This is a genomic window from Bacillus sp. JK62 (assembly GCF_053663455.1).
Map to the genome: position 1 here is coordinate 533700 of NZ_JBSJQA010000006.1, position 25932 is coordinate 559631.

At 45.4% G+C, this 25932-nt stretch carries 30 protein-coding genes; all 30 read right to left on the minus strand.

The features are described 5' to 3' along the window. Positions 1 to 20 precede the first annotated feature (20 nt). Complete coding sequence (gene flhB / locus ACWJJ4_RS15900; RefSeq protein WP_007409787.1) at positions 21 to 1100, minus strand: flagellar biosynthesis protein FlhB; 1080 nt, start codon at positions 1098 to 1100, stop codon at positions 21 to 23. After that, entirely contained in the window at positions 1100 to 1879 is a 780-nt protein-coding gene (gene fliR / locus ACWJJ4_RS15905) for a flagellar biosynthetic protein FliR (RefSeq protein WP_454021803.1), read from the minus strand. Before fliR ends, flhB begins: the two co-directional genes overlap by 1 nt. Positions 1880 to 1885: 6 nt before the next feature. Continuing rightward, positions 1886 to 2155, minus strand: a complete 270-nt coding sequence (gene fliQ, locus ACWJJ4_RS15910) for a flagellar biosynthesis protein FliQ (RefSeq protein WP_003154234.1) — start codon at positions 2153 to 2155, stop codon at positions 1886 to 1888. Positions 2156 to 2169: 14 nt separating this feature from the next. Next, entirely contained in the window at positions 2170 to 2835 is a 666-nt protein-coding gene (gene fliP / locus ACWJJ4_RS15915; RefSeq protein WP_003154235.1) for a flagellar type III secretion system pore protein FliP, read from the minus strand. Beyond that, positions 2828 to 3481 carry a flagella biosynthesis regulatory protein FliZ gene (gene fliZ / locus ACWJJ4_RS15920; RefSeq protein WP_003154237.1) on the minus strand — a complete coding sequence of 218 codons (654 nt, stop codon included), beginning with the start codon at positions 3479 to 3481 and terminating at the stop codon, positions 2828 to 2830. The genes fliP and fliZ overlap by 8 nt, the downstream gene beginning before the upstream one ends. A 14-nt stretch (positions 3482 to 3495) precedes the next feature. Further along, positions 3496 to 3858, minus strand: coding sequence for a chemotaxis protein CheY (gene cheY, locus ACWJJ4_RS15925; RefSeq protein WP_003154238.1), 363 nt, complete (start codon positions 3856 to 3858; stop codon positions 3496 to 3498). Positions 3859 to 3884: 26 nt separating this feature from the next. Next, on the minus strand, positions 3885 to 5003 hold the full coding sequence (fliY, locus tag ACWJJ4_RS15930; protein ID WP_077722196.1) for a flagellar motor switch phosphatase FliY: 1119 nt from the start codon (positions 5001 to 5003) through the stop codon (positions 3885 to 3887). Continuing rightward, entirely contained in the window at positions 4993 to 5991 is a 999-nt protein-coding gene (gene fliM, locus ACWJJ4_RS15935; RefSeq protein WP_003154240.1) for a flagellar motor switch protein FliM, read from the minus strand. The genes fliY and fliM overlap by 11 nt, the downstream gene beginning before the upstream one ends. A 33-nt stretch (positions 5992 to 6024) precedes the next feature. Then, the gene (fliL, locus tag ACWJJ4_RS15940; RefSeq protein WP_454021804.1) at positions 6025 to 6444 is read right to left on the minus strand and encodes a flagellar basal body-associated protein FliL; all 420 of its coding nucleotides are present in this window, start codon (positions 6442 to 6444) and stop codon (positions 6025 to 6027) included. Continuing rightward, positions 6441 to 6656 (minus strand): flagellar FlbD family protein, encoded by a 216-nt coding sequence (locus ACWJJ4_RS15945; RefSeq protein ID WP_003154243.1) that lies wholly within the window; start codon positions 6654 to 6656, stop codon positions 6441 to 6443. Before ACWJJ4_RS15945 ends, fliL begins: the two co-directional genes overlap by 4 nt. Before the next feature lie 39 nt (positions 6657 to 6695). After that, complete coding sequence (gene flgG / locus ACWJJ4_RS15950; protein WP_003154244.1) at positions 6696 to 7472, minus strand: flagellar basal body rod protein FlgG; 777 nt, start codon at positions 7470 to 7472, stop codon at positions 6696 to 6698. A 24-nt stretch (positions 7473 to 7496) separates the two neighbouring features. Further along, positions 7497 to 7937, minus strand: coding sequence for a flagellar hook assembly protein FlgD (gene flgD, locus ACWJJ4_RS15955; protein WP_173612750.1), 441 nt, complete (start codon positions 7935 to 7937; stop codon positions 7497 to 7499). Further along, positions 7938 to 9281: a flagellar hook-length control protein FliK gene (locus ACWJJ4_RS15960; RefSeq protein ID WP_454021805.1), complete on the minus strand. Its 1344-nt coding sequence runs from the start codon at positions 9279 to 9281 to the stop codon at positions 7938 to 7940. 6 nt (positions 9282 to 9287) lie between these two features. Further along, positions 9288 to 9902 (minus strand): MotE family protein, encoded by a 615-nt coding sequence (locus ACWJJ4_RS15965; protein ID WP_015388236.1) that lies wholly within the window; start codon positions 9900 to 9902, stop codon positions 9288 to 9290. A gap of 11 nt (positions 9903 to 9913) precedes the next feature. Continuing rightward, entirely contained in the window at positions 9914 to 10357 is a 444-nt protein-coding gene (fliJ, locus tag ACWJJ4_RS15970) for a flagellar export protein FliJ (RefSeq protein WP_003154253.1), read from the minus strand. Between the two features lie 5 nt (positions 10358 to 10362). Further along, a complete protein-coding gene (gene fliI / locus ACWJJ4_RS15975; protein WP_094246937.1) occupies positions 10363 to 11679 on the minus strand; it encodes a flagellar protein export ATPase FliI in 1317 nt (438 codons plus the stop codon). Then, positions 11676 to 12431: a flagellar assembly protein FliH gene (gene fliH / locus ACWJJ4_RS15980; RefSeq protein ID WP_094246938.1), complete on the minus strand. Its 756-nt coding sequence runs from the start codon at positions 12429 to 12431 to the stop codon at positions 11676 to 11678. The genes fliI and fliH overlap by 4 nt, the downstream gene beginning before the upstream one ends. Further along, on the minus strand, positions 12424 to 13440 hold the full coding sequence (gene fliG / locus ACWJJ4_RS15985) for a flagellar motor switch protein FliG (RefSeq protein ID WP_003154256.1): 1017 nt from the start codon (positions 13438 to 13440) through the stop codon (positions 12424 to 12426). Before fliG ends, fliH begins: the two co-directional genes overlap by 8 nt. A 12-nt stretch (positions 13441 to 13452) precedes the next feature. After that, positions 13453 to 15063: a flagellar basal-body MS-ring/collar protein FliF gene (gene fliF, locus ACWJJ4_RS15990; protein ID WP_101563016.1), complete on the minus strand. Its 1611-nt coding sequence runs from the start codon at positions 15061 to 15063 to the stop codon at positions 13453 to 13455. 42 nt (positions 15064 to 15105) lie between these two features. Next, complete coding sequence (gene fliE / locus ACWJJ4_RS15995; RefSeq protein ID WP_007409777.1) at positions 15106 to 15426, minus strand: flagellar hook-basal body complex protein FliE; 321 nt, start codon at positions 15424 to 15426, stop codon at positions 15106 to 15108. A 10-nt stretch (positions 15427 to 15436) separates the two neighbouring features. Further along, positions 15437 to 15889 (minus strand): flagellar basal body rod protein FlgC, encoded by a 453-nt coding sequence (gene flgC / locus ACWJJ4_RS16000; protein ID WP_003154259.1) that lies wholly within the window; start codon positions 15887 to 15889, stop codon positions 15437 to 15439. Further along, a complete protein-coding gene (flgB, locus tag ACWJJ4_RS16005; protein WP_003154260.1) occupies positions 15889 to 16278 on the minus strand; it encodes a flagellar basal body rod protein FlgB in 390 nt (129 codons plus the stop codon). Before flgB ends, flgC begins: the two co-directional genes overlap by 1 nt. A gap of 353 nt (positions 16279 to 16631) precedes the next feature. Further along, complete coding sequence (gene codY / locus ACWJJ4_RS16010; RefSeq protein WP_003154263.1) at positions 16632 to 17411, minus strand: GTP-sensing pleiotropic transcriptional regulator CodY; 780 nt, start codon at positions 17409 to 17411, stop codon at positions 16632 to 16634. A 37-nt stretch (positions 17412 to 17448) separates the two neighbouring features. Further along, positions 17449 to 18852 (minus strand): HslU--HslV peptidase ATPase subunit, encoded by a 1404-nt coding sequence (gene hslU, locus ACWJJ4_RS16015; RefSeq protein WP_014305002.1) that lies wholly within the window; start codon positions 18850 to 18852, stop codon positions 17449 to 17451. Between the two features lie 16 nt (positions 18853 to 18868). Beyond that, on the minus strand, positions 18869 to 19414 hold the full coding sequence (gene hslV, locus ACWJJ4_RS16020) for an ATP-dependent protease subunit HslV (protein ID WP_003154267.1): 546 nt from the start codon (positions 19412 to 19414) through the stop codon (positions 18869 to 18871). A gap of 15 nt (positions 19415 to 19429) precedes the next feature. Then, entirely contained in the window at positions 19430 to 20347 is a 918-nt protein-coding gene (gene xerC, locus ACWJJ4_RS16025) for a tyrosine recombinase XerC (protein WP_007409774.1), read from the minus strand. Between the two features lie 69 nt (positions 20348 to 20416). After that, positions 20417 to 21724, minus strand: coding sequence for an FADH(2)-oxidizing methylenetetrahydrofolate--tRNA-(uracil(54)-C(5))-methyltransferase TrmFO (gene trmFO / locus ACWJJ4_RS16030; protein WP_012117550.1), 1308 nt, complete (start codon positions 21722 to 21724; stop codon positions 20417 to 20419). Positions 21725 to 21788: 64 nt separating this feature from the next. Further along, positions 21789 to 23864, minus strand: coding sequence for a type I DNA topoisomerase (topA, locus tag ACWJJ4_RS16035; protein WP_454021806.1), 2076 nt, complete (start codon positions 23862 to 23864; stop codon positions 21789 to 21791). A gap of 181 nt (positions 23865 to 24045) precedes the next feature. Then, entirely contained in the window at positions 24046 to 24945 is a 900-nt protein-coding gene (gene dprA / locus ACWJJ4_RS16040) for a DNA-processing protein DprA (RefSeq protein WP_454021807.1), read from the minus strand. A gap of 64 nt (positions 24946 to 25009) precedes the next feature. Then, on the minus strand, positions 25010 to 25912 hold the full coding sequence (sucD, locus tag ACWJJ4_RS16045) for a succinate--CoA ligase subunit alpha (RefSeq protein WP_003154281.1): 903 nt from the start codon (positions 25910 to 25912) through the stop codon (positions 25010 to 25012). Positions 25913 to 25932 lie beyond the last annotated feature (20 nt).

Consider the following 25932-nt stretch of genomic DNA (forward strand, 5'->3'; position numbering starts at 1 on the left):
CCTTTTGAATCTGAAATTCACTATACTTTTTGTTTCGTTTTATATACATAAGCCAAAATTTCCGCAATGACTTTGAAAAACTCTTCCGGCACAGCCTGGTCAATGTCAACCTGATCATATAACGCACGCGCGAGCGGCCTGTTTTCAATCGTCATGACATCGTGTTCTTTGGCGATCTGCCTTATTTTTAATGCGAGATGGTCGACCCCTTTGGCAACAATGTAAGGGGCGTCCATTTTCTTTTCATCATATTTTAAAGCAATCGCATAATGGGTCGGGTTGGTAATGATGACATCCGCTTTCGGCACTTCCTGCATCATCCGCCTCATCGCCATTTCCCGCTGCTTCTGCTTAATTTTAGACTTGATAATCGGATCACCCTCCGATTTTTTGTATTCATCTTTTATATCCTGCTTTGACATTCTGATATTTTTCTCATAGTCAAAACGCTGATATAAGTAATCAAGCCCGGCCAGCAGCATTAGAGCCCCTGATCCCGCAAGCCCCATCCAAAGCGTGAGCTTAGAAACGAAAGTGAGCACTTCCGCAGGCGTTAAAAGCGGAAGGCGGAGAATATCGCCATAATGCAGCCAGAGCACCATAAAGGCGGCAAAACCGACCACAGTAATCTTCAAAATGGATTTGACCAGTTCAACAATCGCCCTCATGCTGTAAATCCGCTTAAATCCTTTCAGCGGGCTGAGCTTATTCAAGTCAGGCTTGAGGACTTCCGCAGAAAACAGAAAACCCACCTGCATGTAATTGCTCACGACACCTGCCACAAGCGCGACCAGCATTATCGGCGCGAGAATGAGGCTGATATCTTTCACCGTATCCACGAACAGTTCATGCACGGCAGATGCTGACAGATGTAATGATATCGATTTCGTATAAAACGTTTTAATAAAGGACAGCAGCCTGTCCCGCATATAAGGACCGAGCGCGATCAGCGAAAGAAAGATAATCAGTAAAGAAACGGCTGTATTCACATCCGTACTTTTCGCGACCTGTCCTTTCTTTCTTGTATCCTTCCGTTTTTTCGGAGTGGCTTTCTCCGTTTTTTCACCGGCAAAGAATTGCAGATTCAGTCTGAGTCTCATCATGTCACACCGACCAATGCCAATAGATTCCGCATGGTTTCAACGGTAAGGCTGAAGATGTTGCGGACGACGACAAACATCACCGCCATACAAACGATCAGCATAATAAAGCTCACGGCTATTTTCAGAGGAAGCCCGACAACGAAAACATTCAGCTGCGGCACCGTTCTCGCCACAATACCGAGCGCCAAATCAACTAAAAACAGACTGGCCACAACCGGCGCAGACATTTGAAAAGCGATAATGAACATGGCATTGAAGCTTTTTGCGATAAAAAGCCCAAAGTGATCATTTCCAAACGACGGAAATGCCTGATCAAGCGGGATATACTGAAAGCTGTAATAAATCCCGTCCAATAAAAGATAATGGGCGTTTACGCTGAGCATAAATAACAGCGCCAGCGTATAAACGAATTGTCCGATCAGCGGGCTTTGCGTTCCTGATTGCGGATCAATGACATTGGCGATGGAAAAGCCCATCTGAAAATCAATAAAGGAACCCGCTATCTGAATGGCTGTCATCATCATGAAAGCAATCAGCCCGAGGCTCAAGCCCACAACGGCCTCTTTTATGACAAGCAGCATATACTGTTCCCCTGTTTCTATTTCCGGCGCATGTTTCAGCGTGCTGAAGCAGATCACCGAAAGAAAAAAAGCAAAGCCGATCCGATGAACCGCCGGCAGATTCCGATGTCCGAACACCGGCACCGTTACAAAAAAAGCAGAGATTCTGATAAAGACCAATAAAAAAGCGGGAAATAAATCAATGATGGAATTCATTTGATTCTACCCTGCAAATCGGTTCAGATGAGAGAACAGATCAGTTGTGAACGAAAGAATCGTCGACAGCATCCAAGGACCGAAAAAGATCAGTCCAAGCATCACCGCCACGATTTTCGGAATGAACGCTAGCGTCTGTTCCTGGATTTGAGTTGTCGCTTGAAAGATACTGACGAGCAAACCGACGATCAGCGCGATCGCAAGCAGCGGCCCGCTGATCATTAGTGTTACATATACGGCTTTTTCCGCCATGGAAATTACAAATTCTGAACTCACAATTAGCACCTACCCTAAAAGCTGTCAAGCAAAGATTTCACGATTAAATACCATCCATCGACCAAAACGAAAAGCAATATTTTAAAGGGCAGAGAGATCATAACCGGCGGAAGCATCATCATTCCCATTGACATTAAGACGCTCGCCACGACCATATCGATAATTAAAAACGGAATAAAAATCATAAAGCCCATTTGAAAAGCGGTTTTGAGTTCTGATATCGCATAAGCGGGGACCATCGTCGTCAAAGGAATATCCTGAATCGATTCAGGTTTTTTCATTTTGGCATAGTTCATAAACAGCGCCAGATCCTTCTGTCTTGTATGCTTGCTCATATACTCTTTAATCGGCTTCTCGGCTTTTGTATATGCTTCATCGAGACTGATTTTGTTGTCCATCAGCGGCGTTAAGGCTTCCTTATTAATCTCTGAAAAAGTCGGCGCCATAATAAAAAACGTCAAGAACAGCGCAAGGCCGATTAAAACCTGGTTCGGAGGCATGTTCTGCGTCGCCAGTGAGGTTCTCACAAAAGACAGAACGATGACGATTCTCGTAAAGCAGGTCATCAAAATCAGAATCCCCGGCGCTACTGAAAAGACAGTCAAAAGCAGCAGTAATTTAACAGTGGAGCTGACTTCGGTCGGACTGCTTGAATTAAAAAGATTAACGAATTCATTCATGATGATAAGGGCCTTTCTTCTTTCCTTCAGAACGGCTTTGTTTCAGCTCGTTCAGCTGTTCTTTCAGCGCTTTTGAAAACGACGGAAGCATCGTTTGCGGCTTTTTTTCTCCATCCTTACGCGGATTTACGAGCTTGGTCCATTCCACTTTTGAAGACATCGACTCTTCGTATTGGCTCAGAATCGCCTCGCGCTCTTTTTCATCTTCAATTTCTTTTAAAAGCTGTATCGTTTCGCCCACACCGACTACGAGAACGCTGTTTCCCACTTTAATCAGCTGCACGGAACGGTTTTGGCCGACTGACGTTCCGCCGATATTTTCTACATATTGAAACGGCTTCAGCAGACGGTTTCTTCTATTCATCAGTTTGACAAATCCATAGATCAGCAGAATGACAAATAATAACGCCCCGATCATCTTTACAAAATCAAAAGCGGAGACAGAAGATGCAGAAGCATCCCCTATCTCTTGATCAGCCGTTTGTTTCGATGTATCGCTTTTTTTCTCTGTTTTGTTTGTTGATTGTTTGTCAAACCATTCGTTGACGGTGGAATTGTCAGACTCCGCCGCAAAAGCAGGGAACGGATGTACATTGAGTAAAACGAAACAACAAATCAAAGCTAGTAAACCATGACTCTTTTTCAACAGTCGTACACCCTTTAGCTTAATGTTTTATTAATGGCTTCAAGCACGCGGTCCGCTTGGAACGGTTTCACGATAAAGTCTTTTGCGCCGGCTTGAATCGCGTCAATAACCATTGACTGCTGGCCCATAGCCGAACACATGATGATTTTCGCCTGCGGATCGATCTGTTTAATTTCCTTTAGAGCTGTAATCCCGTCCATTTCAGGCATAGTAATATCCATTGTCACTAGGTCGGGGGAATGCTCTTTGAATTTTTCGACTGCCTGCGCTCCGTCTGAAGCTTCAGCTACAACGTCAAAACCGTTCTTCACTAAAATATCCTTGATCATCATTCTCATAAATGCTGCATCGTCTACAATTAAAATTCTGTGTGCCATAATCTGTTTCTCTCCTCTATGTTCGCTTATTTTAAATTGTTAAGGCGGTCTGCCTGACTTAGAATATCAGTGACTCTCACGCCGAAGTTTTCTTCTATGACAACGACCTCGCCCTTTGCCACGATCCGCTGGTTGACCAGGATGTCAACAGGTTCACCAGCCAGCTTGTCAAGCTCAATAATGCTTCCCGCAGAAAGTTCAAGGATTTCTTTGACGCTTCTCTTCGTTCTGCCGAGCTCAACCGTAACGGAAAGCGGAATATCCATCAGCATATCAAGGTTATTCCTTGATCCTTGCGCCGCTTCGTTATGATCAAACGCCTGGAATTCTACCGGAGCGACTTGAACAGGCGCAGCTTTTTTTGCGGTTCCCTGTCTCTTCGGAAGCTCAGGTTTTGCCTGCGGTTCCGGCTGCGGCGTTTCGTATGTTTCCTGTGGTTCTGAGACGGTTTCTGCGGCCTCTGACTCTTGCTGGTCTGCAGTCATCAGTTCTGCGATCAGATCTTTCGCAAACGTAATCGGATAAAGCTGCATGATGCTCGAATCGATTAATTCACCGACTTTCAGACGGAATGACACTTTTACGAGCAGGTCATCCTCAGGTATTCTGTCGGTCCCTTTTTCTTCCGTCACATCCAGAAGTTCAACCCTTGGCGGAGAAATGTCAATCTTTTTACTGAATACGGTCGACATTGACGTAGCAGCCGAGCCCATCATTTGATTCATTGCTTCCTGCACGGCGCTCAGGTGGATTTCACCGAGTGACGGATCGGCGCCCCGGCCGTCTCCGCCGATCATCAAATCCGCGATGATGGCCGCGTCGCTTTGTTCGACGACGAGCAAATTGCTGCCGTCAAAGCCTTCTGTGTAGTTCACTTCAATGGCAACATACGGATGAGGAAATTCATCACTGATTTTGCTTTTTGAAATGACGGTCACACTCGGCGTCGTAATGTCCACTTTTTGATTTAAAAGAGTGGACAGCGCCGTAGCCGAGCTGCCGAACGAAATATTCCCGATTTCTCCGATCGCATCGCGCTCAAGTTCAGACAAGTTCGCCCCTTGAGGCTGTTCTGTATCCTCTGACTGACTGCTTGTGCCGTTAAGAAGAGCATCGATTTCATCTTGAGATAATCTATTGTTCATCTTGTTCACCTCTTATGTCGTGATCTAAAATTTGCACTGCCTGTCTTCGATTCACCCGGCCGGCCTGCCCTAAAAACTTCGGTTTGTTTCCGACCAATACAGTAAGAGGATCAGTCACTGATTTGTCCAGAGTTATACAGTCCCCGACTTCCAAACTTAAAAATTCTTCTATTGTCAGTTCAGAAGCGCCCAAGAGAGCCACAACGGGAATTTGAGCCGTCATGATGCGCTTTTCAAGCAGCTTCGTTTCTTCGGGCTTCGCTTCATTCCGGTCTGATTGCATCCAATAATGTACGGAAAGCTTAGGGATAATCGGCTCAAGTACGACATGGGGAATACAAAGATTAATGACACCGCTGATTTCACCTATCTGTGTATTGAGAGAAATGACAACGACTGTTTCATTTGGGGAAACCATCTGTACAAACTGAGGATTCACTTCAAATTCAGTCATTTCAGGGTCAATATCAGCAATCGATTGCCAAGCTTCTTTGTAGTTGCCCAGTGCATTTTCAAATAAGTTAGAAATAATATTCGTTTCAATTTCCGTAAGGCTGTCAGCTTTGTTATGAGTGATGCCGATGCCTCCCATGACGCGGTCCAGCATTGCGTATGCGATGGTGGGATTAACCTCCATCATGATTCTGCCTTCCATCGGATGAACATCGAATAAATTTAAAATCGTCATGTTCGGTATGGAACGGATAAATTCTTCATACGGCACCTGGTCAACTGAGCTGACGGATATATGAATATACGTTCTGAGCTTGGCGGAAAAGTGTGTTGTGAGAAGCCTCGCAAAGTTATCATGTATCCGGGTTAAACTGCGTATCTGATCTTTCGAGAATCTGAGAGCCCGTTTAAAATCATATACCTTTACTTTTTTCTCTTTAACTTCCTTTTTCAGCTCTTCCGCATCCGCCTCACCCGTGGAAATGGCGGAAAGCAGTGCGTCTATTTCATTTTGGGAGAGAACTTCTCCTGACATTTTCTTCACCTCCGTATTCTGTCAAATTTGTTTTTATTGCAGATTAAAGGAGGTAATGTACACTTTCTGAACTTTTCCTTCTAGGAGATAGCTGTTTACTTTCTCTTTTAATGATTGTTTAAACGCTTCTCTTCCTTTATCTCCCTCAATCTCTCCGGCGCTTGTGTCAGCTAAAATGGAAATGATGTTGTCTTTCACCTGAAAATCGCGTTTTTCAAGTTCTTCCTTCGCTTTAGCCGAGTCGGTTTCAAGCTTGATGCCGATACGGATGATGCTGTCAGACTTTAAGTTTGTCGTGATATCGTCGACAGACACAGTGGCTGCAACGACTTCGTCAATTGTCGGCTTTTTATCTTTGCCGGAGTGTCCGCTGACGACAAAATATGCTGCCGTTCCGAGGCCGGCGATGACAATTAAAATAATCAGCAAAATGATGACTAATTTTTTCTTCATTCTTCTTCCTCTATTCCCTGATCCAGTGAAAATATTTGTATGCTATGGTAAAACGATATGACTTTTTTGAGAACTGCTTCTTCCGGTTCTTTCACTACGAACTTTTTGCCGTTGGACAGTGTAATCGTCGTGTCGGGGAAGCACTCAATCTGTTCGATAAACAGCGCATTCAGCGTAAAAGGCTGGCCGTTTAAACGGGTGACTTGAATCATGCAATCCGGAGAAGCGGCCTAACCGCCTCTCCTCCCTCCTTACCGTTTCAGATTAACCAGCTCCTGAAGGATTTCATCTGAAGTCGTAATGATTTTTGAGTTTGATTGGAAACCGCGCTGAGCAACGATCATTTCGGTAAATTCATCTGTCAGATCTACGTTTGACATTTCAAGATAGCCTGCCAAAAGCTTACCCGTTCCGTTTTCGCCCGGAGTGGTGACTGCGCTCGCAGCTCCTGAACTTAATGATTCTCTGTAAAGATTGCCTCCGATTTTTTCCAGACCGGCGCTGTTAGGGAACGTGACCAGACCGATTTGTCCGGCATCATGAACCGCATCCCCTGCATCAGTGTATGTAACGGTTCCGTCTGCACCGATGCTGTAATCTTTCGCATCAGTCGGAATATTGATTTTGCCGCCTCCGATTTTTTCAAGGTAGTACCCGTCAGTCGTAACAAGGTTGCCTTGATTGTCCTTTCCGAAATTCCCCGCACGTGTGTAAACGATTCCCGAACCTGTATTAATCTGAAAGTATCCGTCTCCGTCAATGGCTAGGTCGGTTTTATTCTGTGTAGCCTGCGGGGCGCCGGTTGAATGAACGACATCAATGGAAGAAGTCGCGGCACCCAAGCCGATTTGTTTTGAATTGGTCACGTTTGAACCGCCGGCGACTGTCTGGCTGATCATATCTTTAAATGTAACGCGGCTTTTCTTAAATCCCACTGTGTTGACGTTGGCGATGTTATTGCCGATTACATCTAGTTTTGTCTGAAAGTTTTTCATGCCGCTGATACCGGAATATAATGAACGTAACATGTTAAATTCCCCCTGGGTTTCTTTTTATTTAGATGTTTCGCTGACGGCCGTGACATTCCACGGACTGACCTCTTTGCCATTTTCAAGCACGAGCACGTAATTGCCGTTTGAATGCTTGACTGAATTGACTGGGCTTGTCTGATCCTTCCCGTCGCTGTCGCTGAATGTGACATTTTTGCCGATCCAGTTCACATACATCGTAAACGGATCTTGATTTTCTACAAATTTAGTCATCGTCGTATTCATATTCATCATTTGCTCCAATGAAGAAAATGTCGCCATCTGGCTGATGAATTCTTTGTCATCAACCGGATTGAGCGGGTCCTGGTTTTGAACCTGTGTCATTAAGATCTTCAGAAATTCGTCTTTCCCTAAATTCGTGCTGCTGTTTACTGCGGAGGTGCTCTTCGTGCTTGAAGTGGTTGAAGCGCCCGCCGCGGCATAATCCGAGTTTACTGATGTCAACTATTCTTCCTCCATTTCATTGAGAGAAAGCTCCTCCAGCATATCTCCGAAATCGCCTGACTGCTGCTGGTTCTTCTGTTCTCTCTGTCCCTGATGCTGCTGTTTATTGTGATCGGCCGTCTGCCCGTAAACAGGCTGCTGATCCCCGCCTTGAAGCGGGACTGTAAAACGGTCGACCTGGACCGACATATTCGGAAGCGACTGTTTCAGCTGAGGAAGATGCTGTTCCAGCAGCTCTTTCGCGGACTGGCTGGATGCGATTATTTTGCTTTGAAACATCCCGTTTTCGTTTGTCACCTTAATTGTGACAAATCCGAGGTTCTCGGGATTAAGACGAATCGTAAAGCTTCCGGTTGCTTTCCCGAAAGGCGTGTATTTCATCTGTTTCCAGCCGCTGATAACCTGATCCGTTAACGGTTTATTTTCTGCCGGCTGCTGTTCAGCTCCTGCGGACGCTTGCTGAATGCCGGCAAGGCTTCTCGTTCCCGAAAACAGTATATGTGCAGACAATTTGCTGTCAGGCGCCTTTGCTTGAGAAACCGTGCCGCCGTTTTGCTGTTCCGTTTTCCCGGCTGACTCTTGGGATGATTCAGATGATTGAGATAACACAAAAGCTTTCAGCTCAGTTTCAGCCATATCCCATTCCTTTGTTCCCTTTTGAGAAAGGCCCGCAAGCTGCTCCGCGACGCTTTGAAAGCTCTTCAGCTCAGCGGCTGTCATGGCGTAAAGTTTAGATGCAGATTCGTTTTTCGGAAAAAATGTCTGCCGCAGGTCTTGAATCACGCGGTCCGGAACGCCTTGTTTTTTCAATGCCTCTAATAAACGGGCGCCTTCCCGGTAAACCGCCTTTGCCTGCGTGCTGTCCGGCAGTTCCTGCTGAGATGTGAAGAGCCGGGATACGGCTTCTTGAATGAAAAGCAAGCCCTTCTCAAGCGCATCCTTGACGGAATCCCCGTCTTTTGCGGAAGAATCCGGCTCATTCGTTTCAGGCTTCGCCCCCTGCTGTTTTCCCGCTAACATGTCTTCAACGGATTCGGCAAGCTGTTTCAATAAAGGAAGAGCTGTTTCAGCCGTCTGCTTTCCTTCAAGAGCTTTTACCGCCTCAAGCAGCTGTTTAAGCTGCAATTCTTTATCTTCCGGGCCGGCTTTCAGCCAATCACCGATTTTCGATAGGGCATCATTCAGCTCTGCGTCACTTGTTTTTGTTTCATCTCCGGGCTGCCGGGGAGAAGTGATTTCCGACAGGAGCCAGTTCTGAAATAGACCTAAGCTGTTTTCATTCATCTTCACATTGCTGTTTTGCGCAGTCTGCGTACGATTACCCGTTAATTCAAGCAGCTTCAACTTACATCACTCCTTATTTCCGTCAGCGGATAGTTTTTCTGTATATTTAGCCGCTTGTTCAGGAGTCATTTTCGTCAAGATTTCAGCAAGCTGCTTTTTACTTAATCCATTTAAAATATCGAGGGCTTCTTTTTCTTTCAGCTTTACGATAATGCTTGCCGCTTTACCGCTGTCCATACTTTTATAGATGTTGATCATTTTATCTTTTCCGGCTGAATCCGAAGCGTCTTTTTTTGTTTCATCCGTCTTCGTTTTCTGCTGCTGTTCAGCTTCCTGTTTCAGCGAACGGATTTTCTGATTCAGATTATCGATTTCGGACTTGCTTGTGTCTAAATCTTTATTCAAAATGTTAATTTCACTTTTTTGTTCCTTTATGGTCTTTTCAAGAGAAGCCGTTCTGTCTTCCTTCTGCTTTTCCGCCGCGCTTTTCATTTCTTTCGTTTCGGGAACCAATTCTTTTAAAACAGGCGTTTTAGCGGCTGTTTCCTGAATCGGCTTCATCACATCAACGCCGGCAGCCCAAAGGATGATGCTTGCGACGATGATCAGAAAAATCAGCGGGATCATGATAAAAAGCAGGATTGAACCGAACTTTCCAGATCTCTTTTCTTTATCGGCCATTTCATTCGCTCCTAATGCCCCTGAATCATAAACTGCTTGATTGAAATGTCGTCCATTTCCCTCATCTCTGCAGCTTTATCTTCAAGTGCGAACATATTAAATTGTTTTTCCCGCATTTTTTCAAATTTCTTTACTTCAATGTTTTTTTCGGTGAGCTGTTCCTGCTTCTCATTCATTTCATTTCGTTTCATAATGACAAGCTTTTGATAATGGTAGATGGTGTTCTCAAGGTTGGAAACGAATTGCTGATAATGTCTCATTTCCTGAACGCTCATCCCGCATTTCAGCTTTGATTCTTTGTCTTTTTCGAGCAATTCTTTTTTGCTCATATTTTCATATAGTTTTTCAGCCACTGTCTCAAATTCAGAAACCGATTGTCTGTATTCAGTCAATGTTTGGTCTTTTTCATTTTCTTTTAATTCCAGCAGCTTTTGAAATCTGAATTGGTACGCCATGATGTTTATTCCTCATTTCCTGTCAGACTCGTCAATGCCGCAATGCTGTCTTCCAATTGAGCAGGTTCTTCCGTTCCTTGTTTTAAAAATTGAATAAGCTGCGGATAAAACTGAATCGCTTCATCAATTTCTCTTGATGACCCTCTTTTGTAAGCTCCGATATTAATGAGATCTTCAGAGTTTTGATAAGTTGACAGAAGATCGCGGAATTTGTTGGCCGCCTCTATGTGCGCTGTGTCTGAAATATTAGACATGACCCTGCTGATGCTTTTCAGGATGTTCACGGCCGGGAACTGCCCTTTGTTGGCAAGCGCCCGATCGAGAACGATATGCCCGTCTAATATTCCGCGCACCGTATCGGCAATCGGTTCGTTCATGTCATCTCCGTCAACGAGAACCGTATAAAAAGCGGTTATCGTTCCTTGTTCATTTGCGCCCGTTCTTTCCAGCAAACGAGGCAAAATAGCGAACACAGAAGGTGTATATCCCTTTGTTGTCGGCGGTTCTCCCGCTGCCAGGCCGATTTCCCGCTGAGCCATCGCGACCCTCGTGACGGAGTCCATCATGAACATCACATTCCGGCCTTTATCGCGGAAATACTCCGCAATGGCGGTGGCCGTATATGCCGCTTTCAATCGCATTAACGCAGGCTGATCAGAGGTCGCGACTACGACTATCGAGCGTTTCAGGCCTTCTTCGCCTAAATCCTTCTCGATGAATTCACGCACCTCGCGCCCCCGTTCACCGACAAGTGCGATAATGTTTAAATCAGCTTCAGTCTGCTTCGCAATCATTCCCATCAAGGTGCTTTTCCCGACTCCGCTTCCGGCAAAAATCCCGATTCTCTGCCCTTTTCCTACCGTCAGCAGACTGTCAATCGATCTGACGCCGACACCCATCTTTTCCCGTATCGGCGGGCGTTTCATCGGGTTTGGCGGCTGCTGTTCTGTCGAAACGGGGGACAAACCTTTCGGAAGCGCCCGGCCGTCAAGAGGTTCGCCGAACGCGTCGACAACTTGTCCGATTAACCCCGCCCCTACTTTGATACGGAGCGACTCGCCAGTGGCCTCCACAATGCTGCCCGGCGCGATGCTGGCCGCTTCCAGATAAGGCATTAGCAGAATGTTTTCATCCTGGAAGCCTACAACCTCAGCTTTAATCGCTTTTTTTGCATGGCCTTTCGGATAAATGAGACAAACATCTCCGATTGAGCTTTCGGGCCCTTTTGATTCAATCATCAGCCCGATGACCCGTTTAACCTTGCCGTAGCGTTTGTACGGATCCGCTGTTTCAATTGATTCTATTAAATACTGTGTCTTCATTGCTCCGCTCCCGCCTCAAGCGCCGTTAAAAGTTTTTGCTTTAATTGCATCAGCTGGGTGTCTATGCCTGCATCAACACGTCCGAACGGAGTTTCTATCGAGCACGTTCCCTTTGCGGCTTTTTCATCGGCATATAAGCTTAATCTGCATTCTTTGTATAACAGCTGCTGAATTTCGTCCATATGCTGATGAACCGTCTCATAATATTCAGGGTCCACATAGATGGAGATGTCATCATAATCTTTTACTTCGGCTACTACCTGTTTGACCAGCAGAAGGAAAGCCTCTTTATCGTCACTTTTTTGCCGCCAGACTTTTTTAGCGAGCGCAACGGAAAGCTCAATAATTTCTTCTTCAGCGCTTTCCAGTTTTTCCTCGACTGACTGTCTCGCCATTTCCATAACGGCATTGGCCCGGCTGATGAGATTGGCATATTCAGCTTGAGCATCGGCTTTTCCCAATGCCATGCCTTCTTTATATCCTTCTGCCTTCGCTTCTTCCATCAATCTTTGTTTTTCTTCCGCCCAGCGGTTTTTCTCTTCTTCAATCTGCCGAAGAGTGTGATCCAATTGATTTTTCGCTTCTTCAGACACCCTGTCGGCTTCGGCCTTGGCAAAGGCCATGAGCGCCTCCGGATTTTCAAGTTCCTCCCGGTCTGGCTGGGAATGTGTTTTCCTGACTTCCTGCAAGGAAAGCTTGCGCCGTTTTTGTTCAGGAGAAAATGATGATTGCTGTTTAATGATATTAGACAATAATATCGTCTCCTCCGCCTCGCGCGATTACAATTTCTCCGGCTTCTTCCAGCTTGCGGACGACGCCCACGATTCTTGATTGCGCCTCTTCCACATCACGCAAACGCACAGGCCCCATAATTTCCATTTCCTCTTTAAACGTTTCAACCATACGCTGTGACATATTGCTGAAGACGATCTCTTTGACTTCCTCGCTCGCAACCTTCAATGAAAGCAGGAGGTCGTCGTTTTCAACGTCTCTGATCACGCGCTGAATCGCACGGTTATCAAGGGTGACAATATCTTCAAAGACAAACATCCGTTTTTTGATTTCATCCGCCAATTCAGGATCTTGGATTTCTAATGAATCAAGGATCGTTTTTTCCGTTCCTCTGTCTACACCGTTTAACACTTCAACAACGGCTTCTATGCCGCCGGTCTGCGTATAATCCTGCGTAAAGGAGGAGGACAGCTTTTGTTCAAGGACCCGCTCCACTTCATTTATGATTTCGGGAGACGTTCTGTCCATAACCGCAATCCTTCTTGCCACCTCAGCCTGAACGTCCGGGTTCAGCTCAGACAAAATCTGTCCGGCCTGCACCGGGTCAAGGTAGGATAAAATCAGCGCCATCGTTTGCGGATGTTCCTGCTGAATGAAATTTAAAATCTGTTCGGGCTCCGCTTTTCTCGCAAAATCAAACGGCTTTACCTGCAAAGAAGAGGTGAGCCTGTTTAAAATGCTTACCGCTTTGTCTTCTCCGAGCGCTTTTTCAAGCACTTGGCGGGCGTAATTTAAACCGCCTTGTGAAATATAATCCTGAGCGATTGCGATATTATGAAATTCTTCAATGATTTCATCTTTTCTTTGATGATCGACGCTTCTGACTCCCGAAATCTCGAGAGTCAATCTTTCAATTTCTTCTTCAGACAAATGCTTGTACACAGAAGCTGATACATCAAGGCCTAAGGAAATCATGAGGATGGCTGCTTTTTGTTTTCCTGTAAGCTTGTTCTGATCACGTTTCGCCATTTTCCATTCCCCCTAATCCTCGTCCAGCCAGCTTCGAAGCAATTTAGCAAAGTCTTCCGGTTTTTCTTTAGCCATTTTTTCAAGCTGTTTTCGTCTGACTGTTTCTTCCGTTTCAATTTTCTCTTCGTTGATATCAGGCAATCGAACCGGCTCCGGCGGTGTTTCATATTCATATTCTTCGTATTCATCCTCTTGTGAGCGTTTCTTTCTGATGAGGAGAATAATAAGCAGAATAATGGCCGCAAGCAGTACGCCGCCTGTAATGTATACCCAGATCGGAAGACCTGAAGATTGTGCCGAATCTGTGTTCAGGCTTGTTTTTCCGTCAAACGGCTGAACGGATACAACGATTTTATTGTTGATATCATTGTCTGTCAGGTTTTGATTTTGCGTTTCGTTTTTATCAAGAGACGTTCTGACGACCGTTCCTAAAATCTTCTGTATATCAGCCTGTCTCTGTGCTGATAAGGAAGCGGCATTTTTCGGATTAGGCGGCTCCACCATGACTTGAATGCCTAAATCACGCACTTTATACGGGCTTTCCGCGATTTCTTTATGAATACGGTTGACTTCATAGTTGATTTTATTGCTGCTTTTTTCGTAGTCCCCGCTGTTTGAACCGCCGTTTGTCTCAGCATAGTTCGCGGTGTCATTGCTTCCCGTTCCGGCCGTGCCGCCGTTGGCCGCGCCGTCGCCTTTATACGTTTCCGCAACTTTTTCGGCGCTTACCGCTATGCCTTCCATGTTTTCTTTATCGACAGGTTCGACAGTGTCTTCAGTGCGTTTTTCCTTCGTGAAGTCAATATCCGCCGTTACGGAAACAACGACCTTATCCTGCCCCATCATTGTGCCGAGCAGTGACTGAACATGTTTTTGAATGTCCTTTTCGACCTGCGACTTAATACCTTGCTGAGATGCATAACTGTCAGAAACGGACCCTGCACCGCTGTCACTTTTGTCATAATATGTAGAATTTTGATCCATTATGACGATATTATCTTCTTTTAAGTTCGGAACACTTTTAGAAACGAGATGGTACAGCCCGTTGATCTGGTTTTGATCAAGCGAGTAGCCCGGTTTCATCTGCAAAACGATGGATGCGGACGCTGCCGGCTGATCTTCACCGACGAACACGGCTTCTTTCGGCATATTGATCATGACCTTCGAGTTTTTAATACCGTCCATTTCATTTATCAGGTTTGACAATTCGGTCTGAGTCGCCTCAACCTTTAAAACGTCAAACTCATTATCTGTCAGGCCGAAGCCCGCATTTTGTCCGAAAAACGAATAATCAATTGATCCCGTTTTCGGCAGGCCTTCCGCGGCAAGCTGGACTTTAAGCGAATCCACTTGGCTCTCAGGAACCTTAATGACCGTGCCGCCGTCAGCAAGTTCAGAAGACACCTTTTTCGTATCGAGCTCTTCTTTAATCTTCCCCGCTTCTTCCGCGGACAAATCTTTATAAAGAGGCACCATCTTTTCAGACGAAGTAAAAATAATAACGACGATGAGTAAAATAATGAATGCGGCCAAGCCGCTTACCATGAGTATCTTCTGTGTTTTTGATCTGTTGTTCCAAAACGCTGCCGTTTTGGTTTTCATTTGCATTAGAGTACGATTCATGTTAACCCCCGGTCATTCCAGTCATTCTCTTCAATCTGACCACTACATCTGCATTCTCATGATTTCCTGATAGGCTTCCACGGCTTTATTGCGGAATTCGGTAGCGGCCGTCAGAGAGATATTTGCTTTTTGGGCAGCGATCATGACCTCGTCAAGGTTTACATCCTTTCCTGCAGCCAGTTCGTTCGTTATTTGGTCAGATTTTACTTGTGACTCATTTAACGAATCAATAGAGTTTTTTAAAAGCTCCGAAAAGCTTGTTTGGTTTGAAGAATCAGTTTTTTGAGTTTGGTTTAATTGATTCGTTACGTTTTGAGTGTTTTGGGTTTGTTGAAGCTGAAAAGGAGTAATAGCGTTAACCACTTACATCACCTTACTTTCCGATTTCTAAAGCCTTCAAAAGCATGCCTTTGGAGGCGTTTAATGCAGTTACGTTTGCTTCATATGATCTCGTGCTGCTGACAAGATCCACCATTTCTTTTAATGGGTCTACATTTGGTTTTTGCACATATCCGTCTTTATTCGCATCAGGATTCTCCGGATCATAAACGAGATTAAAAGCGGACGGGTCTTCCGTAACGCCAGATACCTTTACGCCATTTCCAGCGCTTCCTGTTCCGTTCATCTTGGAATGTAAAAGGGACGAAAATGATTCGCCTCCGGATTGGAGAGATACCAGCTTTCTTCTGTAAGGCACCCATTCGCCATTTACCTGCTTCGCTCTCGTTGTATCCATATTAGCCAGGTTGGACGATACGACGTCCATCCGGACACGCTGTGCAGTTAAAGCGGAGCCCGAAATATTTAAGCTTTGAAAGCCACTCATTATTTTCCTCCTGTCAAGACGGTTTTCAGAGAATTGAATTTGCCGCTCATTCTTTCAACCAAAGCCTGATAATTAATTTGGTTTTCGGCTAAATCTGTCATTTCTTTGTCGATATCGACATTGTTTCCGTTTTGCTGGTACGATGTATCACTGCTGGACACGATAGAATAATCGTCCCCTGAACCCGTAAAGTCAACGTGCCGATAGTCGGTTTTTACCGCCTCAAGATTGGATGTTTCCTGATCTAACAAATTTCGGAAAGAGACTTTTTTTGCCTTATAGTTCGGTGTATCTATATTGGCGATGTTATTAGTTAAGACTTTTTGCTTAATGTCCGCTCTCCCCAAGGCATTCTCAAGATTTTGTATAGTTCCAGAAAATAAGTCCAAATCCACTTACCTCCATTTCAGATATTTTTCTCCTAAAAATCCTTGTCGAGAATTGTAAAACCATATGCTTATTGTAAGAAATAACAGGCTTAAAGTCTATGAAGTTAGGCTAAAAAAAAGTGCTCAATTATATCTATTTTGCATGTAGGTATTAAGTCCTAGAGTATTTGGACTACAAGCATTTGTTTAATATAAGACTGAAAATAGCAGAATTTCTGTATCTTCCTCCTTTTTTCACACAGCAAGATGGATTATCTCAGATCAGCTTCCAATAAGCAACTTTAAACTGCAACTTTTCACCTATTGTCCATAAAAAAAGCAGGACCCCCATTTTCAGGGATCCTGCTTTTGTCTTAATGAGATTTAAGGTTTTCCAATTCAATAAGGAATTTGTTGTTCAGAACTTTAATGTACGTCCCCTTCATTCCCAGTGATCTGGATTCAATGACGCCTGCGCTTTCCAGCTTTCTCAGCGCGTTAACGATTACTGAACGCGTAATGCCGACACGGTCCGCAATCTTACTTGCCACAAGCAAGCCTTCGTTTCCGTCAAGCTCTTCAAAGATATGCTCAATCGCTTCAAGTTCACTGTAAGACAGAGAACTGATCGCCATTTGAACAACCGCTTTGCTTCGCGCCTCTTCTTCGATTTCTTCCGCTTTTTCTCTTAAAATCTCCATTCCTACAACGGTTGCCCCGTATTCAGCAAGAATGAGATCATCATCTTCAAATTGATCCTGCAGACGGGACAGAATCAGCGTGCCCAGTCTCTCTCCTCCGCCGATGATCGGCACGATCGTTGTTAAGCCCGCTTGGAACAGGTCTCTGTTTTCCACAGGAAACGCCGTGTATTCGCTGTTGATATCAAGGTTTGAAGACGTCTCCGGAACATTGAACAGATTTCTCGTGTACTCTTCCGGGAACTGGCGGTCTTCAAGCATTTTTTTCATGCGGTCATTTTCAATCTGCTGATTAATAGAGTAGCCCAAAAGCTTTCCTCTGCGGCTGACGACGAAAATATTAGAATCAATGACGTCACGAAGCGTTTCAGCCATTTCTTTAAAGTTTACGGGTTTGCCTGCCGCAGCCTGCAGCATGCTGTTAATAATTCGTGTTTTTTGTAGTAAAGCCATGATAAATAATCCTCCTAGAATTCCTCTTATTAAATTTTCACAATATAAATTGACTTAGATCTTTGTTGTTTGCAATCGTTCCGAGCTTTTCTTCAACGTATTGCGGCGTGATGGCGACTTTTTCCATCGTCACGTCCGGCGCTTCAAACGACAGGTCTTCCAAGAGACGTTCCAATATCGTGTGAAGCCTTCTCGCTCCGATGTTGTCCGTGTCCTGATTCACATGATAAGCCACTTCGGCGATCTTACGAATAGCTTCGTCAGAAAATTCAAGAGATATACCTTCTGTCTGCAATAAAGCCTGATATTGTTTTAACAGCGCGTTATCGGGTTCGACGAGAATCTTCACAAAATCATCCACCGTCAGCTTGCTCAATTCTACACGAATCGGAAAGCGGCCCTGCAGCTCCGGTATCAGATCAGACGGTTTGGCCATATGGAATGCCCCGGCTGCGATAAACAGCACGTGATCTGTTTTGACGGAGCCGTATTTCGTGACGACGGTAGATCCTTCGACAATCGGAAGGATATCTCTTTGAACGCCTTCTCTCGATACATCTGCTGAGGAAGAAGCCCCTCCGTTTTTTGCGATTTTATCTATTTCGTCAATAAAGATAATGCCGCCCTCTTCAGCTCTTAACACGGCCTCTTGGCCGACTTCATCCATATCGATTAATTTGCCTGCCTCTTCATTGGTCAGAACCTTCCTTGCTTCTCTGACCGTCATTTTGCGGCGTTTTTTCTTTTTCGGCATCAGATTGCTCAGCGCATCCTGCATATTCATGCCCATCTGCTCCATCCCGGAGCCTTGCAGCATGTCAAACATCGACGGCTGCTGCTCTTCCACCTCTACGGAGACGTAATGGTCTTCGAGCTCTCCCAATGCGAGCTGATGCGCCATGCGTTTTCTTTTTTCTTCAAGGCTTGCTTCTTCCTGCTGGTCGGCTTCATCATCATTTGCCGTCTGGCTTCCTCCGAAAAGCATTTCAAACGGATTTTTCACACCCGCTTGTTTTTTCTTTCCCGGAACGAGAAGCCGCACTATACGTTTGTTTGCATTTTCTTCAGCCTGTTCTTTCACTTCGCTGATTTTTTCTTCTTTAATGAGCCGCACGGATGTCTCAACAAGGTCTCTGACCATTGATTCGACATCTCTGCCTACATAGCCGACTTCTGTAAATTTTGTCGCTTCAATTTTTATAAATGGCGCACCGGTAAGCTTGGCGATCCGTCTGGCGATCTCTGTTTTCCCTACCCCGGTCGGGCCCATCATCAGGATGTTTTTGGGAACGATCTCGTCTCTCAGTTTTTCATCAAGAAGACTTCTGCGATAGCGGTTTCTTAATGCCACGGCGACAGCTTTTTTCGCATCCTGCTGTCCTACAATGTATTGATCCAACCGATCTACGATTTGTCTCGGTGTTAACGGTTTGTTTTCCATGCGCCTCAAGTCCTTTCTATTCAAGTTCTTCCAAAATGATCTGATCGTTTGTGTACACACAAATCTCGCCTGCGATTTTCAAAGCGGCTTTTGCAATATCTTTGGCGGACAGATTCTCTCCGGCATAGGTTTTCAGCGCTCTTCCTGCTGACAGGGCGTAGTTTCCGCCGGAGCCGATTGCCAAAATGCCGTCATCCGGCTCAATCACTTCACCTGTTCCCGATACGAGAAGCAAGGTATCCTGGTTCATGACAATCAGCATGGCTTCCAGCTTGCGCAGCACTTTATCGCTGCGCCATTCTTTCGCAAGCTCAACCGACGCACGTTTTAAATTGCCGTTGTATTCTTCAAGCTTCGCCTCAAACATTTCAAAAAGTGTGAAAGCGTCTGCAACAGATCCCGCAAATCCGGCCAGAACCTTTCCGTTAAACAGCTTTCTCACTTTTCTCGCAGTATGTTTCATGACTACAGCCTGACCGAATGTGACCTGGCCGTCTCCTGACATAGCGCTTTTCCCGTTATGCTGGACGGCAAAAATCGTTGTCGCATGAAAAGATGACATGAGAAGGGCCTCCTTTTAATTTTCTTTAAAAGCTCTCGGGTGGTGGGACATATATGTGTTTCTCAGCATTTCCTTCGATACATGCGTGTATATCTGCGTAGAAGACAGATTGGAATGGCCCAAAAGCTCCTGGACGCTTCTTAAATCAGCCCCTTCATTCAGCAGATGAGTCGCAAACGTGTGCCGAAGCATATGCGGGTGTATATGTAAAGTGCCGGATGCTTTTTTTACAAGCCCGCTTAAAATATACCGGATTCCTCTGGCGGTCAGCGGGCCGCCTCTTTGATTGACAAACAGCACATCATGAGGCTCTTTTGCTTTTTCAAGCAGGCACTGCCTTCCGCTGTTGATATACAGCTCCAGCGCATCACGGGCATATGAGCCGAACGGGATATAGCGCTGCTTCTTGCCTTTCCCGTGAACGAGCACCGTATCCATGAACAGGTCAAGATCGCCGACAGTGAGCGTACAGCACTCACTGACCCTCATTCCGGTCGCATAAAGAAGCTCAAGCAGGGCCTGATCGCGCATCCCTGACGGCTGACTTCTGTCTGAGACAGCGAATAGCTCCTCAAGTTCTTTTTCATAAAGAAACTTCGGAATCCGTTTCTCTTGTTTCGGCAGATGAACAAGCTGAAACGGATTCTCTTCAACAAGCTTTTCCCTCATTAAAAATTTATAGAAGCTTCTCAAAGCTGAAATTTTCTTGCTGATTGTTTTTCTTGACAGGCCTTTTTCATAAGCCTCTGTCAAAAATATTCTCACATCATGATATGCAGCTTCTTTCATTCCATTTATATTTTGAGCATGCAGAAACATCCCAAATTCTTCAATCGAATTAACATAATTCACAATAGTATATTGTGAATAATTTTTTTCAATTTGTAAATATTCAACGAATAACTTTAAAAAAAAGTTAACATTCTCAGTCATTATGAAGACCTCCCTCTCCGAAGGGCTTTTAAATGGTATCATATAATGCATCGAAGTTGCAATGAAAAGCTATATCGTTTTCGAAATAGTTTGAATAGTCTCAATTGCGCGTTTAGCGTATTCTTCATTTCGTTCTTTTTTGTTTTTAATTTTTACAGGCAATTCTTTTAAGAGGCCGAAGTTTGCATTCATCGGCTGGAAGTTCTTCTGATTTGTCGTCGTAATGTAGTGAGCCATGCTTCCGATCGCCGTCTCCTGCGGGAATGTCACAAGATCCTGACCGAGCACAAGTTTGGCGGCATTGATTCCCGCTACAAGACCTGAAGCGGCAGATTCAACATAACCCTCTACACCGGTCATTTGGCCCGCGAAAAACAGATCGTTCCGCTGTTTAAATTGATATGTCGGGTTCAAAAGGCTCGGCGAGTTGATAAATGTGTTTCTGTGCATGACGCCGTATCTGACGATATCAACATTTTCAAGGCCGGGGATCAGTTTAAGCACTTCTTTTTGGTCTCCCCATTTTAAATGTGTCTGAAAACCTACAATATTATAAAGCGTTCCCGCCGCGTCATCCTGTCTGAGCTGAACGACTGCATAAGGGCGCTTGCCTGTTTTCGGATCTTCCAGTCCGACCGGTTTCATCGGTCCGAACAGCATCGTTTTCTTGCCTCTTTTCGCCATGACTTCAATCGGCATACAGCCTTCAAAGAAGATTTCTTTCTCGAATTCTTTTAAAGGAACCGTCTCAGCCGTCGTCAATGCTTCATAGAAACGGTCAAACTCTTCCTCTGTCATCGGGCAGTTTAAGTATGCCGCTTCTCCCTTGTCGTAACGGGATTTTAAGTACACTTTCTCCATATCAAGGCTGTCTTTTTCGACAATCGGCGCCGCCGCGTCATAAAAATACAGATACTCTTCTCCCGTGAGCTCTTTCAGCTGCTGTGAAAGCGATTCTGACGTAAGCGGTCCGGTCGCGATCACCGTCGGGCCTTCCGGAATCTCTGTTACTTCCTCAGTAAGAACTGTTACGTTCGGATGGTTTTTCACGAGATCCGTCACGCTTTGCGCAAATTCATGGCGGTCAACTGCAAGCGCTCCCCCTGCGGGAACCGAGCATTTATCAGCAGATTGAATGATTGCTGAGTCAAGCGCCCGCATTTCTTCTTTTAATACGCCTACCGCATTGGCGAGTGTATTTGAACGGAGGGAGTTGCTGCATACCAGTTCAGCGAATTTATCAGTATGATGGGCTGCCGTCTGCCTGACGGGCCGCATTTCGTATAGTTTTACTTGAATTCCTCGTTTTGCAAGCTGCCATGCCGCTTCACTTCCGGCAAGGCCTGCTCCGATTACATTAACTGTTTGCTGGTTCATTTCTTTTCATCTCCTGTTGTTTGTCCCTTCCACACAAAGAAGGTGAGCAAGGCTCTGCTCACCGCTACTTCTGTGGTTCTTCCTTATAATCGCATTCGACGCATTGGACTTGTATGCCTTTTTTAAGCTTTTTCTCTACGAGCATATTTTCACATTTCGGGCATTTTCGTTCAATCGGTTTGTCCCAAGATACGAAGTCGCATTCAGGATAACGGTCACAGCCGTAAAAGACGCGTTTCTTTTTTGATTTTCGTTCGACAATGTTTCCTTCATGGCACTTCGGACATTTTACGCCGATTTGTTTGACAATCGGTTTTGTATTCCGGCAGTCAGGGAAGTTGGAACACGCCATAAATTTACCGTATCGGCCCATTTTATAAACCATCCGGGAGCCGCATAATTCACAATCTTCATCTGCGTATTCAGGTTCAATTTCCACTTCTTTCATTTCAGCTTCCGCTTTTTTCACGCGTTTTTCGAAATCGGTATAGAAGCTGTCAATGATTTGAACCCATTCTGTCTGGCCATCTTCAACATGGTCAAGGTCTCTTTCCATTTTAGCCGTGAATTCAACGTTGATGATTTCCGGGAAAAACTCCATGATAAGATCCAGCACGATCTGCCCAAGCTCAGTCGGCACAAACCGTTTATTGTCTAATCCCACGTAACCGCGGCGCTGGATGGTGTCAAGAGTCGGCGCATATGTCGAAGGACGGCCGATCCCCAGTTCTTCAAGCGTTTTAACCAGGCGCGCCTCTGTATAACGCGGAGGCGGCTGAGTAAAGTGCTGCTCAGGCTCAATATCTTTTGATAAAACCGCGTCTCCCTCTTTAAGGTCCGGAAGCATGCGGTCTTTTTCTTCCAGCTGATCGTCTTTACCCTCTACATAGACTTTCATGAAGCCGGCGAATTTGACTTTACTTCCGTTTGCCCGGAATGTCAATCCGTTATTGCTGAGATCGACACTCATCGTATCAAGGACGGCAGGCGCCATCTGGCTTGCAACAAAGCGCTCCCAAATCAGCTTGTATAGTCTGAGCTGGTCTCTTCCAAGCACCGCTTTTAAGTCGGCTGGTTTTCTGAGCACTGAAGTCGGGCGGATCGCTTCGTGGGCATCTTGAGCGTTTTCATTTTTCTTTGCCGGTTTCCGTTTTCCCGCTAAGTACTCTTTTCCGTACGCCTGATCAATAAAAGCTGACGCCTCTTCAACGGCTGTATTGGAAATCCGCGTTGAGTCCGTTCTCATATACGTGATGAGTCCGACTGTCCCTTCTTTGCCGAGATCAATTCCTTCATATAATTGCTGAGCGATCATCATCGTTTTCTTCGCTCTGAAATTCAGCTTCCTGGCAGCCTCCTGCTGAAGAGTGGACGTTGTAAACGGCAGAGCGGGATTTCGTTTGCGCTCTTTTTTCGTCACCTTGTCAACTGTATACTTATTGCCTTTCAGCTGAGCAAGGACGGCTTTTACGTCTTCTTCGCTTTTTAAAGGAAGCTTTTTGCCGTTTTTCCCGAAAAATCCGGCTTCAAACGTCTCTTTTCCCTTTAAAAATGAGCCGGTAATCGTCCAGTACTCTTCAGGTTTAAAGTCATTGATTTCCTTTTCCCGGTCGATGATCAACCGGAGCGCAACGGATTGCACACGGCCCGCACTGAGGCCTTTTTTTACTTTTTTCCAAAGGATCGGGCTGATTTTGTATCCGACGAGTCTGTCTAGTATGCGGCGCGCCTGCTGCGCATCGACAAGATCCATGTTAATCATGCGCGGATGTTTAAATGATTCTTTAATGGCGTCTTTCGTTATTTCATTAAAGACGACCCGGCAGTCCGAGCTGAGATCCAGATCAAGACTGTGTGCGAGATGCCATGCAATCGCTTCCCCTTCTCTGTCGGGGTCAGCCGCGAGATAGACTTTTTTTGCTTTCTTTGCCGCTGTTTTTAATTCTTTTAAAACAGGGCCTTTTCCGCGGATCGTAATATATTTCGGTTCAAAGTTCTGTTCGATGTCAACTCCCATTTGACTTTTCGGAAGATCCCGGACATGTCCCATTGAAGCTTTGACTTTATATTTCTTCCCTAAATAACGTTCAATCGTTTTCGCCTTTGCCGGCGATTCCACGATGACTAGATAATCAGACATTTTCATCCCCCTCAAGAGGTGTTCTCTCTCTTTTCAAGTATCAATTCATTTTAGAGCTGCCTTTTTATGGCTTTCAACATTTCATTCTTTATGATGAACGTCATTTTATACATGAAAATAATATGCAACTTTAAATCCTCACTATTATTAAATATTACAATACCGTTTGTCAAACGATATTTCAAAAGGGTTCCGTATACTGAACGCATCGGGCGGTCAGCTCTCCGTCAATATCCTCTGCGCATAATACAGCTTTCGCCCCTTCTTGAATGAGTTTTATAGGTCCTCCGGAATATGGATTAAATATGGAACCCGGAACGGCAAATACCTCTCTGCCTTGATCGAGGGCCTGGTAAGCTGTGATTAATGAACCGCTTTTTTCTTTTCCCTGCACGACCACAATTCCTTCACTTAGTCCGCTGATTATGCGGTTTCTCATCGGAAAATGCCATTTTTTCGGCTTTGTTTCAGGAGGATGTTCTGAGAGTAGGAGATGGTGTTCAGCCATGTATTCTGCTAACAGGAGATTTTCCCGGGGATAGATGTGATGGAATCCGCCGGCTATCACGCCGATCGTAAGCCCTTTTGCCCTGATGCTCGCCTTATGAGACAATCCGTCTATACCGGATGCAAGCCCGCTTACAATGACCCAGCCTTTTTTTGAGAGTTCGGCGGAAAGATGCCCAGCCGCTTTTATTCCGTCTTCCGTCGGTTTCCGCGTTCCTACAATCCCGATTTTTCTGCCTTTTTCAAGAAGCAGCGTGTTTCCTTTTGCATACAAGACAGCCGGCGGATCATAAATCGCTTTAAGCCATGTTGGGTAGCGGGTTGATGAAATCGGAATGACAGTAATGCCTTCACGGCGGTAATCGGACAGAACTTCATCAAGTTCCGGATCCTTGCGCTCTATTTCCCGAAAAATTTCTTCCGGGGCTGTTTTCCCTTCTGATAAAACAGTTAATGGATGCGGATCCGGTAAAAAAGACAGAGAGTGATCAGCTTTCCACCATTTTAATAGAAGAGACGGGGAAATGATTTGATTAATACTGCAGACCATTAAACAGCGCGATGCTTGATCCAAATCTGGCAACCTCCTCTTTTTTCAGCAAAAACAGGAACAGCCGTTACGGCTGCCCCTGCTTCGATCAGTGCGTTTTGCACGTTTCAAATAAGCCTTTTTCTTTTAACACCTTAATCAGCGTTTCACCCATTACAGAAGGGGTTTCCGCGACTTCAATTCCGCAGGCATTCATCGTTTTGACTTTTTCTTCTGCCGTGCCTTTTCCTCCGGAGATGATGGCGCCCGCATGGCCCATGCGTTTTCCCGGAGGCGCGGTTTTACCGCCGATAAAGCCGACAACAGGCTTCGTCATGTTCGCTTTCACCCACTCAGCCGCTTCTTCTTCAGCTGTGCCGCCGATTTCTCCGATCATGATGACGGCATGTGTTTCAGGATCTTCATTGAACGCTTTTAACACGTCAATAAAGTTCGTGCCGTTGACCGGATCGCCGCCGATCCCTACAGCGGTAGATTGGCCTACGCCTGCTTCTGAAAGCTGATGGACGGCCTCGTATGTCAATGTTCCTGAACGGGATACAACGCCTACATGGCCCTTTTTATGAATGTATCCCGGCATAATGCCGATCTTGCATTCTTCAGGTGTAATAACACCCGGACAGTTCGGCCCTATTAATCTCGTTTTCTTGCCTTCCATAAAGCGCTTCACTTTCACCATGTCCAAAACCGGAATGTGCTCAGTGATACAAATGACAAGATCAATTTCCGCGTCAACCGCTTCCATAATTGCGTCCGCCGCAAACGGAGCCGGCACGTAAATAACTGACGCATCAGCGCCCGTTGTATGAACCGCTTCTGCGACCGTATTGAATACCGGTACGCCTTCCGCTTCCGTTCCGCCTTTTCCAGGTGTTACACCGCCAACGATATTCGTGCCGTATTCCAGCATCTGCTTTGTATGAAATAAAGCGGTAGAACCTGTAATCCCCTGTACAATAACTCTTGTATCTTTATTGATAAAAACACTCATTATCTGGTCCCCTGCCTTTC